General features: G+C 45.8%; 19 protein-coding genes. All 19 read left to right on the top strand.

Annotated features, from left to right (window positions below; all coding sequences use genetic code 11):
* Positions 1 to 213 precede the first annotated feature (213 nt).
* A complete protein-coding gene (gene rodA, locus VN447_RS00400; RefSeq protein WP_325521673.1) occupies positions 214 to 1,320 on the top strand; it encodes a rod shape-determining protein RodA in 1,107 nt (368 codons plus the stop codon).
* Positions 1,321 to 1,447: 127 nt separating this feature from the next.
* On the top strand, positions 1,448 to 2,203 hold the full coding sequence (locus VN447_RS00395; RefSeq protein ID WP_325521671.1) for a M23 family metallopeptidase: 756 nt from the start codon (positions 1,448 to 1,450) through the stop codon (positions 2,201 to 2,203).
* Positions 2,204 to 2,215: 12 nt separating this feature from the next.
* Positions 2,216 to 3,097 carry a site-2 protease family protein gene (locus tag VN447_RS00390; protein ID WP_325521669.1) on the top strand — a complete coding sequence of 294 codons (882 nt, stop codon included), beginning with the start codon at positions 2,216 to 2,218 and terminating at the stop codon, positions 3,095 to 3,097.
* 56 nt (positions 3,098 to 3,153) lie between these two features.
* On the top strand, positions 3,154 to 5,013 hold the full coding sequence (locus VN447_RS00385; protein ID WP_325521667.1) for a TIGR03960 family B12-binding radical SAM protein: 1,860 nt from the start codon (positions 3,154 to 3,156) through the stop codon (positions 5,011 to 5,013).
* The gene (locus VN447_RS00380; RefSeq protein WP_325521665.1) at positions 5,013 to 5,720 is read left to right on the top strand and encodes a TIGR03936 family radical SAM-associated protein; all 708 of its coding nucleotides are present in this window, start codon (positions 5,013 to 5,015) and stop codon (positions 5,718 to 5,720) included. Before VN447_RS00385 ends, VN447_RS00380 begins: the two co-directional genes overlap by 1 nt.
* 20 nt (positions 5,721 to 5,740) lie before the next feature.
* Positions 5,741 to 7,180, top strand: coding sequence for an Rne/Rng family ribonuclease (locus tag VN447_RS00375; protein WP_325521663.1), 1,440 nt, complete (start codon positions 5,741 to 5,743; stop codon positions 7,178 to 7,180).
* A 150-nt stretch (positions 7,181 to 7,330) separates the two neighbouring features.
* Complete coding sequence (gene rplU, locus VN447_RS00370) at positions 7,331 to 7,642, top strand: 50S ribosomal protein L21 (protein WP_325521661.1); 312 nt, start codon at positions 7,331 to 7,333, stop codon at positions 7,640 to 7,642.
* A 9-nt stretch (positions 7,643 to 7,651) separates the two neighbouring features.
* A complete protein-coding gene (locus tag VN447_RS00365; RefSeq protein ID WP_325521659.1) occupies positions 7,652 to 7,972 on the top strand; it encodes a ribosomal-processing cysteine protease Prp in 321 nt (106 codons plus the stop codon).
* A 22-nt stretch (positions 7,973 to 7,994) separates the two neighbouring features.
* On the top strand, positions 7,995 to 8,288 hold the full coding sequence (gene rpmA / locus VN447_RS00360) for a 50S ribosomal protein L27 (RefSeq protein WP_325521679.1): 294 nt from the start codon (positions 7,995 to 7,997) through the stop codon (positions 8,286 to 8,288).
* A 128-nt stretch (positions 8,289 to 8,416) separates the two neighbouring features.
* Positions 8,417 to 8,632 carry a Spo0B domain-containing protein gene (locus tag VN447_RS00355; RefSeq protein WP_325521658.1) on the top strand — a complete coding sequence of 72 codons (216 nt, stop codon included), beginning with the start codon at positions 8,417 to 8,419 and terminating at the stop codon, positions 8,630 to 8,632.
* Positions 8,633 to 8,726: 94 nt separating this feature from the next.
* Positions 8,727 to 9,998 (top strand): GTPase ObgE, encoded by a 1,272-nt coding sequence (gene obgE, locus VN447_RS00350; protein ID WP_325521656.1) that lies wholly within the window; start codon positions 8,727 to 8,729, stop codon positions 9,996 to 9,998.
* A gap of 11 nt (positions 9,999 to 10,009) precedes the next feature.
* Positions 10,010 to 10,318 (top strand): ribosome assembly RNA-binding protein YhbY, encoded by a 309-nt coding sequence (gene yhbY, locus VN447_RS00345; protein ID WP_325521654.1) that lies wholly within the window; start codon positions 10,010 to 10,012, stop codon positions 10,316 to 10,318.
* A gap of 22 nt (positions 10,319 to 10,340) precedes the next feature.
* Positions 10,341 to 11,468 carry a glutamate 5-kinase gene (proB, locus tag VN447_RS00340; RefSeq protein WP_325521652.1) on the top strand — a complete coding sequence of 376 codons (1,128 nt, stop codon included), beginning with the start codon at positions 10,341 to 10,343 and terminating at the stop codon, positions 11,466 to 11,468.
* A gap of 16 nt (positions 11,469 to 11,484) precedes the next feature.
* The gene (locus tag VN447_RS00335) at positions 11,485 to 12,738 is read left to right on the top strand and encodes a glutamate-5-semialdehyde dehydrogenase (protein ID WP_325521650.1); all 1,254 of its coding nucleotides are present in this window, start codon (positions 11,485 to 11,487) and stop codon (positions 12,736 to 12,738) included.
* Positions 12,739 to 13,055: 317 nt separating this feature from the next.
* On the top strand, positions 13,056 to 13,220 hold the full coding sequence (locus VN447_RS00330; protein ID WP_325521648.1) for a hypothetical protein: 165 nt from the start codon (positions 13,056 to 13,058) through the stop codon (positions 13,218 to 13,220).
* 84 nt (positions 13,221 to 13,304) lie between these two features.
* Positions 13,305 to 13,919, top strand: a complete 615-nt coding sequence (gene nadD, locus VN447_RS00325; protein WP_325521646.1) for a nicotinate-nucleotide adenylyltransferase — start codon at positions 13,305 to 13,307, stop codon at positions 13,917 to 13,919.
* 120 nt (positions 13,920 to 14,039) lie between these two features.
* Entirely contained in the window at positions 14,040 to 14,291 is a 252-nt protein-coding gene (locus tag VN447_RS00320) for an RNA-binding protein (protein WP_325521644.1), read from the top strand.
* Positions 14,292 to 14,434: 143 nt separating this feature from the next.
* On the top strand, positions 14,435 to 15,013 hold the full coding sequence (yqeK, locus tag VN447_RS00315) for a bis(5'-nucleosyl)-tetraphosphatase (symmetrical) YqeK (RefSeq protein WP_325521642.1): 579 nt from the start codon (positions 14,435 to 14,437) through the stop codon (positions 15,011 to 15,013).
* Positions 15,014 to 15,050: 37 nt separating this feature from the next.
* On the top strand, positions 15,051 to 16,028 hold the full coding sequence (locus VN447_RS00310; RefSeq protein ID WP_325521639.1) for an LCP family protein: 978 nt from the start codon (positions 15,051 to 15,053) through the stop codon (positions 16,026 to 16,028).
* Positions 16,029 to 16,081: the final 53 nt, after the last annotated feature.

Raw genomic sequence — 16,081 nt, 5'->3', positions numbered from 1 at the left:
CTAAGGAAATTAGGCTTTATCACCATAAGTGAAAGATATTCATTAATACACTAATTCTATTGAACCGCCGTATACCGAACGGTACGTACGGTGGTGTGAGAGGTCGCTGAGTAAATAATTACTCAGCTCCTACTCGATTGTCCGCAATACTGGACGCAGGCGGGAAATACTATTATAATATATAAGACATTGTTAGAGAGAAGGTTACTCTGTATGCTTAACCAGCGCCTTTTGCGGAACCTAGACTTTATACTTATTGGTGTTACAGCCCTCCTCGTTGTTATTAGCCTGATTATTATTGGCAGTGCCACTCACATCAACAGTCCCAGTGAGGATCGCTACTGGTATGTTGAACGCCAAGGGCTATTTGCTCTGGCGAACATTGCCTTAATTTTCATAATGCTAAATTTTGACTATAAGTCACTTGAGAAATTTGCCGGTTTTTTCTATGCCTTTAACATGATCATGCTATTGGCGGTTATGTTTGTCGGTCAATCAGCTCTGGGGGCTCAGCGCTGGATTCAAATTGGCCCGATTAGCTTGCAGCCATCAGAGTTTTCCAAACTTATAATGATTATTGCTTTGGCGCAAATCCTCGATAAACGTTCAGGTAAGCTCAATAGCTTTAAAGAGATAATCCCGGTATTTATTTATGTTGGGATACCATTCCTTCTGGTATTAAAACAACCTGACTTAGGGACTTCTCTGGTATTTTTAGCAATATTATTTGGTATGATTTTTGTAGCTGGTATTAGTATGCGCCATCTGATGATGATCGTTGGCGCCGGCGCCGCATTCATGCCGATTTTCTGGCATTTTTTAAAAGACTATCAGAAAAAGCGGTTAACAGTATTTATTGACCCTAATGTCGACCCCCTGGGTTCTGGTTACCATATCATCCAATCCAAGATTGCCATTGGCTCCGGCATGTTGTTTGGCAAAGGATTATTTAATGGCACGCAGAGCCAACTTAACTTTCTGCCGGAAAACCACACTGACTTTATATTCGCAGTTATCGGCGAAGAATTGGGATTTGTCGGCGCAACACTGATTTTACTGCTTTACCTCATTTTACTTTACCGTGGCGTAAAAATTGCCGGGTCAGCCCGCGACAACTTTGGTATGCTTGTAGCAACAGGCATCACCTCCATGCTGGCTTTCCATGTATTGGTTAATGTCGGTATGACAGCAGGCATTATGCCTGTTACCGGTATCCCATTGCCGCTTATGAGCTACGGTGTAAGTTCACTAACCACCAATCTAGTCAGTATTGGGATATTGTTAAATATCTATATGCGAAGGCAAAAGATACTGTTTTAACACCAGCGAGCCGATGGCTCGCTTTACTTTTTATTGCTACAGAGATTGTTTTCATAGTTATAAATTTGTAGTTTTGTCATATATATTCCATAAGAATACTTTAGCCGGTGTTTATGGAGGGCTTAGCATGACAAAGCTGTGGAATCGATTAAAAAACCGCTGGCAATTTGCTATGCGCAATCGCAATAATGAAAGAAATTGGCAATCTTATTATGAAGATACACCTGACTATACCTGGCTAAAAAAGACAGTTACGGCATTGGCGATATTTGCCATGATTTATGGCGCCCATGTTTCGGACACTAGGATTGGACAGGAAGTCACAGGTGCTGTGAAACAAATGCTAACTACCCAGACTGATTTTGTTTACTATACAGTGAGGACAGTAGATTATGTTAATACATATTGGCCGAACGCCATACAACTATCGGAAATTCCGGTCTTAAAACAAGTCCAAGCGACAATTTCGCGGCCCGCTGACCCTTTAATGTACATGACTAAACCTGTAGAGGGGCAGGTAATGACTGGGTACGGCTGGCGGACAAATTCGGCGCTTAAACAGGAGACTTTGCACGAAGGCATTGATATCGCCGCTCAGGCAGGGGCCAGTGTGCGAGCTGCTGCGACAGGCAAAGTCAAAATAGTTACTGACAGCGCCCAGTTCGGGAAAGTGCTGATTATCGATCATGGGCAAGGTGTCGAAACTGTTTACGGACATTTGGCCGATGTCTTAGTCAAAGACAGCGATGCTGTGAGTCAGGGGCAGGTAGTGGGGCGAGTCGGAAAAACAGGAGCTGTTGCGCCTGTACTTTATTTTGAACTGAGGGAGAACGGCAAAGCGATCGATCCTCTACCCAGAATAAAAGGTGAGTCTGCTAAGTAAAGGATGTGAAATATGCGGGCCGGTAAAGTAGCAGGGGTTGAGATTATATTAAACAATTGGTTTCTAGCGTTGATTGCTTTATTTTCGGCTGCCGGGCTTGTTAGCAAAATACTGTTGGTATTTAGTGCTGTATTATGGCATGAACTTTCTCATATGCTAATGGCCAGCGGCTTAGGCTACAAGGTTAAGCAGGTTGAATTTCTGCCCTTTGGTGCTATGGCACGCGTTGAGCGCCTCGCTGATGCCGGAGCGGGCAGTGAAATAATGATAGCAGCCGCCGGACCACTGGCAAGCCTGGTTCTGGCGGCTTTATGTTATGCCCAGATGAGTGAGGCGGGTAGTTGGCAGGAGGTACTTAGATTCTATGGTGAAGTTAATCTCACGCTGGCTCTCTTCAATCTGCTGCCGGCTCTGCCACTTGACGGAGGTAGAATTTTACGGGCTATACTATCACGGAGGCGCGATTACCGTGAGGCCACCGCCATTGTTGTTACAATCAGTCATATGATTGGATGTCTACTGATACTATTCGCCGGGGGGGGATACTGGCTTCATGGTACCATAAACTTAACAATGCTGATTGCAGCCGGATTTCTCCTCATCACGGCCCGGACTGAAAACAATCTGGCTGGGTTTCGGGCTATGCGAATTTTGGCAGGTAAAAAAGCAGAGCTTTCAGGCACCGGCGTTATGCCTACCAGCCATCTCACGGCTATGGAGAGTACTGCTATCAGTGACGTCATTCGATTGTTTGGACCAGAACAGTATTATGTTATTCATATTGTTGACCGTGATTTCCGGCTGAGCGGGGCTCTTACCGAGACCGAAGTATGGGAAGGCCTGCTTGAGCGGGGAATTAAGGGCAAAGTAAATGATTTTATAAATAAGGCTTGATATTTCTGCTGGAAAAATACATAATATTTTTTATAGCTATTTATTTGGAGGTACATATGCATCCCTTAGACCCTGTTAGTCCTGCTATCTTGAGCAGGGTGGTGAAACCAGCCCGTTATACCGGCCATGAGTGGAATAGTGTGGTCAAAGACCTTAATTCGGTTACAGTGAGTTTTGTCCTGGCTATGCCTGACGTATATGAAGTCGGTATGTCCAACCTGGGGCTAAAAATATTGTACCAGATACTAAATGAACGACCTGATACGTTTGCCGAACGTACCTATGCTCCATGGGTAGACATGGAAGCAGAAATGAGAAATACCGGGATTCGATTATATACGCTGGAGACTAAGCGGCCGGTCGCTGACTGTGACATTGTTGGCTTTTCCTTACAGTATGAATTAAGTTACAGCAATGTGCTTAATATGCTCGATTTAGCCGGTATCCCTCTGCTGGCGGCTGACCGTGATGAAACACATCCGCTGATAGTATGCGGCGGGCCCTGTGCTTTTAATGCTGAGCCTATGGCTGACTTTGTTGACTTCTTCATTTTAGGAGAAGCTGAAGACGTTATCGGTGAAGTATCCGCTGCTGTCGCAGCGTGGAAACGCTCTGGTAAACCCCAAGGCAAAGCAGGTATATTGAAACAACTTGCCGGAATTCGGGGCATCTATGTACCGGCTTTTTATGAAGCAGAGTATCATGCCGATGGCCGGTCGGCAAGTATACGGCCACTTGTACCAGAGGCTAAGCCGGTCATTACCAAACGTGTGATCCAAGATCTTGATCAAGTAATGTTTGCTACTAAGCCCATTGTTCCTTTTATTGAGATTGTTCACGACCGCATAATGCTTGAATTGTTCCGGGGCTGTACCCGAGGCTGCCGCTTTTGTCAGGCTGGGGTGCTTTACCGTCCTGTACGTGAGCGCAAAATGGAGACACTGATAAACTATGTCCAGGAGCTTATCGATAATACCGGTTATAACGAGATATCATTGGTTTCATTAAGCTCAGCCGACTATTCCTGTCTTAGCCATTTAATTACCCAGCTTACTACCCGGTTTAAACAGCAGGGGGTAAGTGTGTCGCTGCCTTCTCTCAGAATTGACAGCTTTTCTATTGATCTGGCCAAACAGGTGCAGCAGGTAAGGAAAAGTGGTTTGACCTTTGCACCTGAGGCGGGGACGCAGCGTCTACGGGATGTAATCAATAAAGGTGTGACTGAGGAGGACCTCACCGCGGCAGTAAGCGCTGCTTTTAAATCAGGGTGGTCAACCATTAAACTCTACTTTATGATTGGTTTGCCTACTGAGACTGATGAAGATATAGTTGGTATTGCCACTTTGGCGCAGCGTGTTGCCGACCTTTATAAACAGATAAAAGGTCGAAAAGGTGCTAAAGTAACTGTCAGTGTATCATCGTTTGTGCCTAAGCCACATACTGCTTTCCAGTGGTTCGGGCAAGATTCAGTTGAGGAAATTGAACGAAAACAAAGGCTCTTACGGTCCCTTATCAAAGACCGCAGCATCTCGCTCAGTTGGCATGACGCACGTACCAGCTTTCTTGAAGGGGTATTTTCCCGCGGCGACCGCCGATTGGGCAAGGTACTCCTCCGGGCGTGGCAGAATGGCGTTAAGTTTGACGGATGGTCTGAGCATTTTAAGTATGGTGTGTGGATGGAAGCTTTTGCCGCCGAGAACATTGACCCCGCTTTTTATGCCAGCCGTCATAGGGACCAGGATGAAGATTTACCGTGGGAGCACCTATCATCAGGAGTGGACAATTCTTTCCTGGTGCGGGAATGGCAGGCTGCACAGCAGGAAGCTTTTACACCTGACTGCCGCCGGGAACTGTGCGGTGCCTGCGGTGTTTGCCAGGGGCTTGATGTTAAAGTAGTCGATTGGGGGCAGGCATAATGGCAAAATTACGGCTAAAAATAACTAAAGGCAACGAAATCCGCTACGTATCTCACTTGGATTTTGCCGGAACAATTGAACGAGTTGTTCGCCGTGCCAAACTGCCTGCTGCCTATTCTGAAGGTTTTAACCCTCATATGAAAATGGCCTTTGCTTCGGCGTTGGCGGTAGGCGTGACAAGTGAGGCCGAATACCTTGATCTTGAGCTGTCGGAAGAGCCGGAAATTGCCAGCATAGAGACGCGGCTTAATTCGCAGCTGCCTGCTGGTATTGAACTTAAGTCTGCCAGATATATGGGTACGCCCAGCCAGGCACTCATGGCAGTTGTTAACCTGGCAACCTATGAAATTGCTATCCCGTTAGCGCCAGAAGCGACGTGGGATACTGTAATGACAAGCGTAAGCAATTTCAACAGCGAAGTTGAAATCATTTACATTAAGGAATCGCCCAAAGGACGCCGCGAGATCGATATTAAAGAATATCTTGCCGCACCGGTTACAGCTAAGCTGGCGCCAGAGAATCAATCGTGGCTGTCATTGAGCCTGTCTATAAAAATAACACCAAGCGGCAGTGTTAAGCCCGCAGAAGTGCTTGCCGTTCTAACAGGCAGCTATGGTCTGCCGGCTGATTATGGCAGCGCTCTTATCCACCGCACCGGGTTATTCGTGAGTGACGGGCGGGTGCAGCGGTCACCGATTGAACTATAATTAAGTAAAAGGAAACGGGTATGAAAAAGAGTATTATTGCCAATGTTATGCCGGAAGAAACCAGAGTCGCGCTCTTGGAAGACGGCGAACTTATGGAAATATCGGTTGAACGCAGCGAAAGTGGGCATCTGGTTGGCAACATCTATAAAGGTAAAGTGAAAAATGTTCTTCCTGGTATGCAGGCTGCTTTTGTTGATATCGGGCGAGATAAAAACGCATTTTTATATATGGGAGATGCCGGGCGTCAGGCAGCCTGCCAGCATTTGACGGTCGGACAGGATATACTGGTGCAGATTGCCAAAGATGCTATGGGCGAGAAAGGACCGCGTGCCACGATCAGTCTGACGTTGCCAGGACGGTATATTGTGCTTATGCCAACTGTCGATTATATTGGCATTTCACGCCGCATTGAAGATGAAACCGAACGGGAACGATTGAGACAGCTTGCTGAAAAAATTCGCCCCGCGGGTATGGGCGTCATTGTCCGGACCGTGGCCGCCGGCAAAAGTCAGGATGAACTAGTAAACGACATGGCCTACCTGACTAACATGTGGTCAACCCTGAGCGCCAGAGTCAAACGGATTAACGCGCCAGCGCTCATTTACCGGGATGCAGATCTTGTCGTACGGATTGTTCGCGATTATTTGACAAACGATGTTACTGAATTTGTTATCGACAGCCAAGAGGCCTATAACCGGGTTGTTGATTTACTGAAGTATACATCACCTGAGCTTGTTGGCTGTGTCAGACTGTATGAACAAACAGCCGGGCCTGATGGAGATATGTTCAGCCGGTTTAATATTGACACCAAACTGGAAAGCCTGCGCAATCGGCGGGTAGATTTAGCATGTGGCGGCTATCTTGTTATTGATTATACGGAAGCACTGACTGTCATTGATGTTAATACCGGCAAATTTATTGGCAACACCAATCTATCAGAAACTGTATTTCAGACAAACTTGGAGGCGACCGCCGAGATTGCCAGACAGCTCAGGTTAAGAGATATTGGTGGTATTATTATCATCGACTTTATTGATATGGCTAAAGCCGAACAACGCGCAGCCGTGTTGAATGCGCTAGAACTTGAGCTAAAAAAAGACCGGACGAAATCCAATGTTTTAGGCATTACCAATTTGGGTTTGGTGGAAATGACCCGTAAAAAGGCAAGACAAAACATCAATGGTATGCTCTACGGCCAGTGCCCGTGCTGTTTGGGCAGAGGCCGGATTAAATCACCGGAAACAGTGGTAATTGATATCAAACGGGAACTGAGAAAATTAAACAAACGCCCCCGGACGGGAGGGAGGCTGTTAATTCAGGTTCATCCCCAGGTAGCTGAGTTCTTAAACCGGCAGGGAGAGCTTAAACGTCTTGAACAGGAAACAGCCAGAACTCTTGGTGTAGAAGCGGCTCCAACCATGAACCCGGAGATGTTTTCGCTGCTCTGGAAACCGGATTGACAAACTATTAGCATTATGGTAAAATTTCATGATGTAGGCATTAGTCTACTTTAACCGCGCGGAGAGGTTCCTAAACCATCCAGGAACTGCTTATTTAGAGTTCCGGTGTACCGTATTCGGCGAGTCCTACGTAGGGGAGGTGCAATATTAATGTACGCTATTATCGAAACAGGCGGTAAACAATACCGCGTTACTGAAGGCGATGTGCTCACTATCGAGAAAATCGAAGCGGCTGAAGGTCAGACTGTTGACTTTGACCGTGTTCTGACTGTAGTAAAAGACGGCGAAGTAGTTATCGGCAAGCCGCTGGTAGCTGACGCTAAAGTTACTGCTGAAGTAGTGTCTCATGGCAAAGGTAAGAAGATTTTGGTTTTTAAATACAAAGCCAAGTCCAACTATCGTCGTCGCCAAGGCCATCGTCAGCCGTTTACCAAAGTCCGCATTGACAAGATTTTTGCTTAAGGCCGGATAATGATTACGGTTACATTAATTCGCGATAACAATCAGGCAATTACGGGATTTATGGTGAACGGGCATGCACAAGCTGCACCGCATGGTCAGGATATTGTTTGTGCAGGCGTATCTGCTCTTACTCAGTCGTCCATCATGGGAATTGAACGCCACTTACAGCGGGAAATTAACTTGGTGCAGGACCGTAACGGGCTTAAGATCGAACTTGCCGATCGGCCTGACAGTCTTACGGCCGCAGTCTTTGAAACCATGCTCCTTGGTCTAACTGAAATTGCCAAACTATATCCTAAGAGTGTTCGAATTATTGAGCACAGGAGGTGAAAGCAACATGGAAAAATTCAAATTGAATTCTTTTGACTTACAGTTATTTGCTCATAAAAAAGGTGTGGGTAGCACCCGTAATGGTCGTGATAGCGAAGCTAAGCGCCTGGGCGTTAAACGTCACGCCGGTGAAGTTGTCACTGCAGGCAGCATTTTAGTGCGTCAGCGTGGTACTCATTTCCATCCCGGTAATAACGTCGGCATCGGCAAAGACGATACCTTGTTTGCCAAAGTTCCCGGTAAAGTCGCTTTCGAGCGTAAAGGCCGTTATGACCGGCAAGTAAGTGTGTATTCTGCAGCTGAAGAAGCTATCTAAGAAATGCCTGCGGCCCACAAAGCCGCAGGTTTTTTATATTTTTACCAAAACTGTCGAAATGCGACAGGTATTTTGGCTGGTCGGGGCGAAAGACATATCATTCTGCAGTATATTGGAAGGATGATTGTATGACAAACACAGCCTGCTCTGAAATAATGTCATGTACAGACGTAGTCAAACTGCTCCGTATTCAGCGTCATGATTTCTTAAACCACCTGCAGGTTATTCACGCTATGATTCAATTGGGACGTGACGAAAAGGCGCTGCAATATATAGAAAAATTGGCGCACGACCCTGAAATGATATCAAATGTGCTGACAACCTATAAAAATGAGCACATTTAACTATATACTACCTTGCAGCTTGATATTTTGACCAGCCACTGATAAAAACGAGCGCAATAGCGCATATTACATATAAAAACGCAAGGGGATTTCTATGTTTATAGACAGAGCTAAAATCACCGTTAACGCTGGTAGCGGCGGCAACGGTATGTCCAGTATGCGCCGGGAAAAATACATTCCTAAAGGCGGCCCTAACGGCGGCGATGGCGGCCGCGGCGCTAATGTAGTGTTAATTGGCGATGCAAACCTTAACACCCTTATTGATTTCCGCTATAAACGTCAGTTTAAAGCCGATAGTGGTGCTAACGGCCAAACGTGCAATATGCATGGCCGGGGCGCTGAAGATCTCCTGATTAAAGTGCCGCCAGGAACCATTATTAAAGATGAAGCCACTGGCCAAGTGCTTGGCGACATTACTGAACCGGGTCAGACAGTAATAGTAGCTAAAGGCGGCCGGGGTGGACGCGGCAATGCACGCTTTGTCAATAGTGTGAATCGAGCGCCTACTTTCGCCGAATTAGGCGAACCAGGTGAAGAACGCTCGCTTATGTTAGAACTTAAGCTGCTCGCAGATGTTGGCCTCTTAGGATATCCAAGTGTAGGCAAGTCGAGTATCCTGTCGATGGTATCGGCAGCTAAACCAGAAATTGCTGCCTATCACTTCACCACGTTATCACCAGTTCTGGGGGTTGTCAGCATTGCTGAGGGCCAGAACTTTGTCCTTGCTGATATTCCAGGACTTATTGAGGGCGCGCATGAGGGCGTAGGGCTTGGGCATGATTTCCTCCGCCATGTTGAGCGTACCAAAGTGCTAATCCACGTACTGGATATTTCCGGTATGGAAGGCCGTGACCCTATTGATGACTTCCATAAAATTAATAATGAGCTTAAACTATATAACGAAAGGCTGTTCAAGCGTCCCCAGATTATAGCCGCTAATAAAATGGATTTGCCTGAGGCTCAGGAGAATTATAACCGGGTGGCAGAGTATATGACTGGATTAGGTCATGAGATCTATCCTGTATCAGCCGCAACCGGTGAGGGATTAACAGCCCTGATGCAGCGAGCAGCACAGCTTCTGGCAGAATATGTTGAAGAGCCGGAAGAAATTGAAGAAGCCAAGGTGTATGAAGCCAAGCCGGAAGATGCATTTTCTGTTAAGCGGGATGATGATGGCGCTTTTGTCGTCGAAGGCGAAGGGATTGAAAAGCTTGTCGCGATGACGCGTTTTGGCGATGAAGAAGGCTTGAGACGGTTCCAGTCAATTTGGCGTAAACTGGGAATTGATGAAGAACTTAGGACGCGTGGTATCAAAGAAGGTGATACTGTCCGAATACGAGATATGGAATTTGAGTTTAGACCATAGGAGGAACTATTTTGCTAGCAAACGAAACCACATTAACCGGCAAGCAAAAACGATTTTTGCGGGCACTTGGAAGTACTCTTGAGCCTGTTGTTCAGATAGGCAAAGGCGGCGTAGTGGATTCTGTCATTGAAAGTGCTGCTCAAGTGTTGACTGTCCGTGAGATTATTAAAGTCCGGGTGCTGCAAAACAGCCCGGAAGAGCCCAAAACAGCTATTGCCGCACTGGCTCGGGCCACTGGTGCAGAACTTGTACAGGTAATTGGCCGCAATGGCTTATTATATAAGAAAAACGAGGAAAAATCTAAGATAGAACTGCCGTGAATTATGGGGGAGTATTAGTATTATGCTTACCAGAGAAAATTTGGGCAATGCGAAACGTATTGTCATTAAGGTTGGTACCAGCACATTAACTCACGCCACCGGCAAACTTAATCTCTTAAGAATCGAGAAACTAGCTCGTGAATTATCTGACCTTGCCAATCAAGGCAAGCAGATTATTCTGGTTTCTTCTGGAGCAGTCGGTGCCGGTGTAGATCGTCTAGGGTTGAAAGAGAAGCCTAAGACGATTCCGGAAAAACAGGCTGCCGCTGCTGTCGGCCAAGGAATTTTGCTCCATATTTATGAAAAAATGTTCGGAGAATACGGCCAAATTGTTGCTCAGGTGTTACTGACTCGCGCCGACTCGGTTAACCGCAAGCGATATACCAACTCCCGCAACACATTAATGGCGCTCTTAAATCAGGGCGTCATTCCCATTATCAATGAGAACGACGCTGTGGCGATTGACGAACTGAAAATCGGCGATAATGATACTCTTTCGGCCATGGTCGCTAGTATTATCGATGCTGATCTGCTAATCATTCTGTCAGACGTAGAGGGTGTCTATACTGCTAATCCTCAGACTGATCCGAGCGCCACACTGCTTAGTGAAATTGCTGATATTACCCCAGACATCGAGGAATTGGCCGGTGGTCCGGGTACAGTTCGCGGTACGGGCGGTATGTATACAAAAATTCAAGCAGCAAAAATTGCCGTCAATTCTGGCGTAGCCATGGTAATTGCCTCAGGCGGGCGAGATGGCGTAGTCCGCGAAGTGCTGCAGGGAAGCAACGTCGGCACAGTTTTTATTTCAAAGGAAAACCGCTTGCAAATCAGGAAACGCTGGCTGGCTTTTGGTGTCAGTGTGAGTGGATGGGTAACAGTGGACAAAGGCTGTGAGCAAGCCATCTTAACTGGTGGCTCAAGCCTTTTAGCCGCAGGGATAGCTGCTGTGGATGGTGATTTTGAATTAGGAAATACCATTAGCATAAAAAGCGCTAACGGACGGGAACTAGCTCGCGGTATAACTAACTATTGCGCTGAAGATGTAAAAAAAATCATGGGAGCTCATACTCATGAAATCAGTTATATATTAGGCTCTAAGCCGTATGATGAGGTTGTGCATCGCGATAATCTGGTACTTTTAGTGTAAGAGGGGGAGAGGGAGCATGGACTATATAACCGAGCTTGCTGAAAAAGGTGCGGTCGCCAAAGAGGCCGCCCGCCGGTTGGCCTCGATGTCAACTGCTGTAAAGAATCAGGCGCTGTTAGCCATGGCTGATGCTTTACAGCAAGAACAAGCTGCAATTGTTGCCGCTAATGCCCAAGATGTCGAGCGTGCTGCAGCGAACGGGATGGCTAAGCCTCTTATTGACCGTTTGCTGTTGAATGAACCCAGAATAAAAGCTATGGCCGATGGCTTGAGACAGATTGCAACGCTGCCTGACCCTGTCGGTGAAGCTGTGTCCGGCTGGATTAGGCCTAACGGCCTTTCCATTACTAAAGTTCGTGTGCCGATTGGTGTTATCGGTATTATCTATGAAGCCCGCCCCAATGTTACCGTCGATGCCGCCGGCTTGTGCCTGAAGTCTGGTAATGCTGTAATTTTACGTGGCGGTTCCGAAGCCATCAGCTCTAATAGTGCTGTTACGGCTGTTATTGCCAGGGCGGCGGCTGCTTCCGGTATACCGGAAGGTGCTATCCAACTTGTTGAGACAACCGACCGACAGGCTGTTACTGCCATGCTGAAACTTAATAAATTTTTAGATGTAATTATTCCCCGTGGCGGGGCTGGGCTAATCAGGACTGTTGTAGAGAACAGCACAGTGCCGGTTATTGAAACAGGTACAGGCGTGTGTCATACGTTTGTTGACGCTAGCGCTGATCTTACAATGGCTCAGGATATCGCTTTCAATGCCAAAGTATCGCGTCCCGGCGTGTGTAATGCCATGGAGACTTTGCTGGTGCACAGGGGTATTGCGGCTGCGTTTTTACCAGCTATTTTAGAGCGTTATCAACAAGCTGGTGTTGAGTTAAGGGGCTGCCCCGAGGTTATGAAATATCATCAGGCGGTCAAGCCGGCTACCCAGGAAGATTGGGCTGCCGAGTTCCTGGATCTGATTCTGGCCGTGAGAGTGGTAGATGATTTGGACACCGCTCTTGAGCATATTGCAGCCTATAGTACTCGCCACTCTGAAGCAATTATTACCAATGACTACAATAATGCCAGGCGCTTTCAGCAGGAAGTTGACGCCGCTGCTGTTTATGTCAATGCCTCGACCCGCTTTACCGATGGTTTTGAATTTGGATTTGGTGCTGAAATCGGCATAAGCACGCAAAAGCTTCATGCTAGAGGACCTATGGGTCTGCCTGAGCTTACCAGCGTCAAATATATGGTAAATGGTAATGGGCAAATTAGGTAAATTTCACATAACTAACTAAGGATGACAAGCGGGATTGCTTTACGATTGCTTACAATGATTACACATTAGCTCATTGTGAGTAGCAGTTGGGGCAATCTCATTTTTTTACCTAAATATCTGTCAGGCACAGGGAAGGTTTTCAATGTCGAGTTTTTCATAATACTTTTGTAGATTAGGCAGGATATGATAGAATATTGATGGAATTAACTGTAATTATGATGGCCTATGCCTAAAAGGAGAGACCTGCAGGATAATGAAACAGGGTGCAAGATTTACAAATAAGGTATTGAAGTGCTTTTGTTTTGTGATCATATAATATGAGTAAAATAAAACTGATGACAGGTTATTATTACGCTGTGAAGAACTATTTGCGTACGCCTAAGGGACGCCATGATGCTGTTGATTACACCCAGGCAGCAGGCATAATAGCAGGTGTAATCATGATAGTATGGCTGGCTATAAAATTATTGCTAACCCTCTGAATCGCTTTTCATATCGACAGGCATTTGCTATAATAGTAACAAAGTTTTAGAATTTTTTGGATATTTTTCGAAAGGCAGAAAATCATGGCGCACGCAAAAGATAAAGTTGGTATTATGGGCGGGACGTTTGACCCTATTCATGTAGGTCATCTAGTCACCGCCGAAGCTGTTCGTATTGAATACAATCTTGATAAAGTCTTATTTATTCCTGCCAGTAATCCGCCTCATAAACAGCAGTCACTGGTTACACCAGCTATCCACCGTTATATTATGACAGTCATGGCTACGTATTCTAACCCGTATTTTTTTGTATCTGGGATTGAACTTGAACGTTCCGGTCCCTCTTATACGGTAGATACTGTTAGAGAACTAATTGACTGTTACGGTGCCAACACAGATCTTTACTTCATTACAGGCGCGGATGCAGTTAAGGACTTACCCAGCTGGCAGGAAATTGACCAGTTATTGGAATTATGTTATTTTGTGGCTGCTACGCGTCCAGGCTGTATCAGTTACATCGATCAGGTAATCAAACAATTTGGGGCAAAAGGACGACGTAGTATTCAGCGGCTGGCTACGCCAGAGCTTGAAATATCTTCAACGGACATTCGGGAACGGGTGAAAAAGGGTCGCTCAATCAAATACATAGTACCTGAAAGTGTCGAAGACTATATTTATAAAGAAGGCTTATATCGTTAATTGAGCCTACGTGCCAAATAAAGGCAGACTTCGGTAAGCATAAATCTTTTGTTTTTGCAGATAATGTTAACGTAAAATCTGTTTTGTTTTAGTATCCTGATGTAACGGAGGTGATTCCCTATGGCAAAAACACTCTACGTCGGCAACCTGCCTTGGAACACTACAGACACAGCTCTTGCTGACGCTTTTCGTCCGCATGGTTCTGTTGTTTCAAGCAGAATAATTACTGACAAAGAAACGGGCCGGTCCCGTGGTTTCGGTTTTGTGGAGGTGGAGGACGCTGACGCCGAAAAAATGGTTGAGGCCATGAATGGCTCTCAAATCGCAGGCCGTCAGATTGTTGTTAATGAAGCTAAACCACGACAGGACTAATCCTAGTGGCATTTAGCCTGTAGATCATACATGGATTTTGATGCTATTTCACCTCCTATTTCTAGGAGGTTTTTTATTTATATAAAAAGGATATCTGAATAAATTGCCGAATTTTAGTAGTAGAGAACAGGTGGTGTCAAATAATGGATTATAAGCAAGCAGCGGAAAAACTGTCACAACTTTTATCGAATAAACGGTTTCGCCATTCGCTTGGTGTAAGCCAGACGGCGGCAGACTTGGCTGCCCGGTTTGGGGAAGACATAGATAAAGCCAAACTAGCTGGATTACTCCACGACTGTGCCCGGAGTATACCCAGTAATAACCTATTGCAAACAGCAGCAGCTTTTGGTATAGTGGTGAATGATGTCGAATATCGTCAACCACTTCTGCTGCATGCGCCACTGGGTGCTTGTTTAGCTCAAAAAGAATATGGGGTTACTGACCCTCATATTCTCAAGGCCATTGCGCTTCACACTACTGGTGGACGCAATTTATCAAACCTTGAAAAAATTATTTATTTGGCTGATTTTATCGAACCGAGCCGCGATTTTCCTGGTGTAGACAAGCTTCGCAGCCTGGCTTTAGATGATTTAGATGCGGCTATGCTTGCCGCTTATGACCAGTCCCTTCACTATGTGATTGAACAAGGTGTGCTTATACATCCGGCCACGATTGAGGGGCGTAATTATTTATTACTACAAAGACAAAACAACTCAATTTAAGTAAAGGGTGTTGTCTTTCGGGAGAGGAGATGATACCATGAACGAACTGAAAAATAAATCCGGACGACGGTCGCGAAAAATTCGCTGGGACAGAGTGCTTATCCTGCTCATCCTACTACTGATGGCGGTAATTGCCTTAGCAGGTGCAACTGTGTACGCTTATCTTAATATTGTACGTACTACGCCTACAGCACAAGTCGTCAAGTCTACTGAACGGCCGCCAGAAACATTAAGTAACAGAGTTAACATCTTGCTTTTAGGGGTGGATGATAAGGATAATGAAAATCCTTATGATACGGCCAGACGTTCAGATACGATGATGGTAGCGAGCATTAGCCCAGAGAACGGGACCGTTAATTTACTGTCATTACCACGTGATACCAAGGTTAATATTCCCGGGCGTAAAGGCTATGACAAGCTTAACCATGCATACGCTTACGGTGGTGCTGAACTGGCCCGCAGCACAGTTGAACAATTTTTGCACATTCCGATCAATTACTATGTAGTTATTGACTGGCAGGCGTTTATTAAGGTTATTGACATTATGGGTGGTGTAGACCTCTATGTTGAGCATGACATGAACTATGAGGATCCTTATGCTAATCTTGATATCCATATTAATAAAGGATATCAGCACCTGAATGGCGAAAAAGCGGGTGAATATGTACGTTTTCGCAGTGATGAACTTGGTGACATTGGCCGGGTGCAGCGCCAGCAGCGTTTCTTAAAAGCGTTGGCCAAGGAAATGATGCAAGTGGGTACCATATTGAAAGTGCCTGCGCTAGTAAATACCCTTAACCAGTATGTTGAGACTGACATGTCTGCAATAACTATGGTCAAAGTGGCTAACAGCCTCAAAAGTTTTAGCTCCAGTAACCTACACACGGAAATGCTGCCTGGCGATTTTGCGACAATCGAAGGGCTTAGCTATTGGGTACCAGATAAGGAACAGACAAAACAGCTGGTTGAAACTATGTTTATGTCTACAACCAAAGTAAGCGGGATATATCAGTAACCCTCTGGTTCTACCAGAAAAAATTGAAGATTACCGGGGTAAAGCGTAATTTA

It is taken from the genome of Sporomusa sp. (genome assembly GCF_035561155.1).
GTDB lineage: Bacteria > Bacillota > Negativicutes > Sporomusales > Sporomusaceae > Sporomusa.
This window is presented reverse-complemented; position numbering and strand designations above follow the sequence as displayed.

Coding starts and splice junctions, on each gene's coding strand:
- VN447_RS00390 (WP_325521669.1), top strand. CDS start 2,216: ATGCGGGCCGGTAAAGTAGCAGGGGTTGAGATTATATTAAACAATTGG.
- VN447_RS00355 (WP_325521658.1), top strand. CDS start 8,417: ATGACAAACACAGCCTGCTCTGAAATAATGTCATGTACAGACGTAGTC.
- yqeK (WP_325521642.1), top strand. CDS start 14,435: ATGGATTATAAGCAAGCAGCGGAAAAACTGTCACAACTTTTATCGAAT.
- VN447_RS00380 (WP_325521665.1), top strand. CDS start 5,013: ATGGCAAAATTACGGCTAAAAATAACTAAAGGCAACGAAATCCGCTAC.
- rplU (WP_325521661.1), top strand. CDS start 7,331: ATGTACGCTATTATCGAAACAGGCGGTAAACAATACCGCGTTACTGAA.
- obgE (WP_325521656.1), top strand. CDS start 8,727: ATGTTTATAGACAGAGCTAAAATCACCGTTAACGCTGGTAGCGGCGGC.
- VN447_RS00335 (WP_325521650.1), top strand. CDS start 11,485: ATGGACTATATAACCGAGCTTGCTGAAAAAGGTGCGGTCGCCAAAGAG.
- rodA (WP_325521673.1), top strand. CDS start 214: ATGCTTAACCAGCGCCTTTTGCGGAACCTAGACTTTATACTTATTGGT.
- VN447_RS00365 (WP_325521659.1), top strand. CDS start 7,652: ATGATTACGGTTACATTAATTCGCGATAACAATCAGGCAATTACGGGA.
- proB (WP_325521652.1), top strand. CDS start 10,341: ATGCTTACCAGAGAAAATTTGGGCAATGCGAAACGTATTGTCATTAAG.
- VN447_RS00310 (WP_325521639.1), top strand. CDS start 15,051: ATGAACGAACTGAAAAATAAATCCGGACGACGGTCGCGAAAAATTCGC.
- VN447_RS00320 (WP_325521644.1), top strand. CDS start 14,040: ATGGCAAAAACACTCTACGTCGGCAACCTGCCTTGGAACACTACAGAC.
- VN447_RS00375 (WP_325521663.1), top strand. CDS start 5,741: ATGAAAAAGAGTATTATTGCCAATGTTATGCCGGAAGAAACCAGAGTC.
- VN447_RS00395 (WP_325521671.1), top strand. CDS start 1,448: ATGACAAAGCTGTGGAATCGATTAAAAAACCGCTGGCAATTTGCTATG.
- VN447_RS00330 (WP_325521648.1), top strand. CDS start 13,056: ATGAGTAAAATAAAACTGATGACAGGTTATTATTACGCTGTGAAGAAC.
- nadD (WP_325521646.1), top strand. CDS start 13,305: ATGGCGCACGCAAAAGATAAAGTTGGTATTATGGGCGGGACGTTTGAC.
- VN447_RS00385 (WP_325521667.1), top strand. CDS start 3,154: ATGCATCCCTTAGACCCTGTTAGTCCTGCTATCTTGAGCAGGGTGGTG.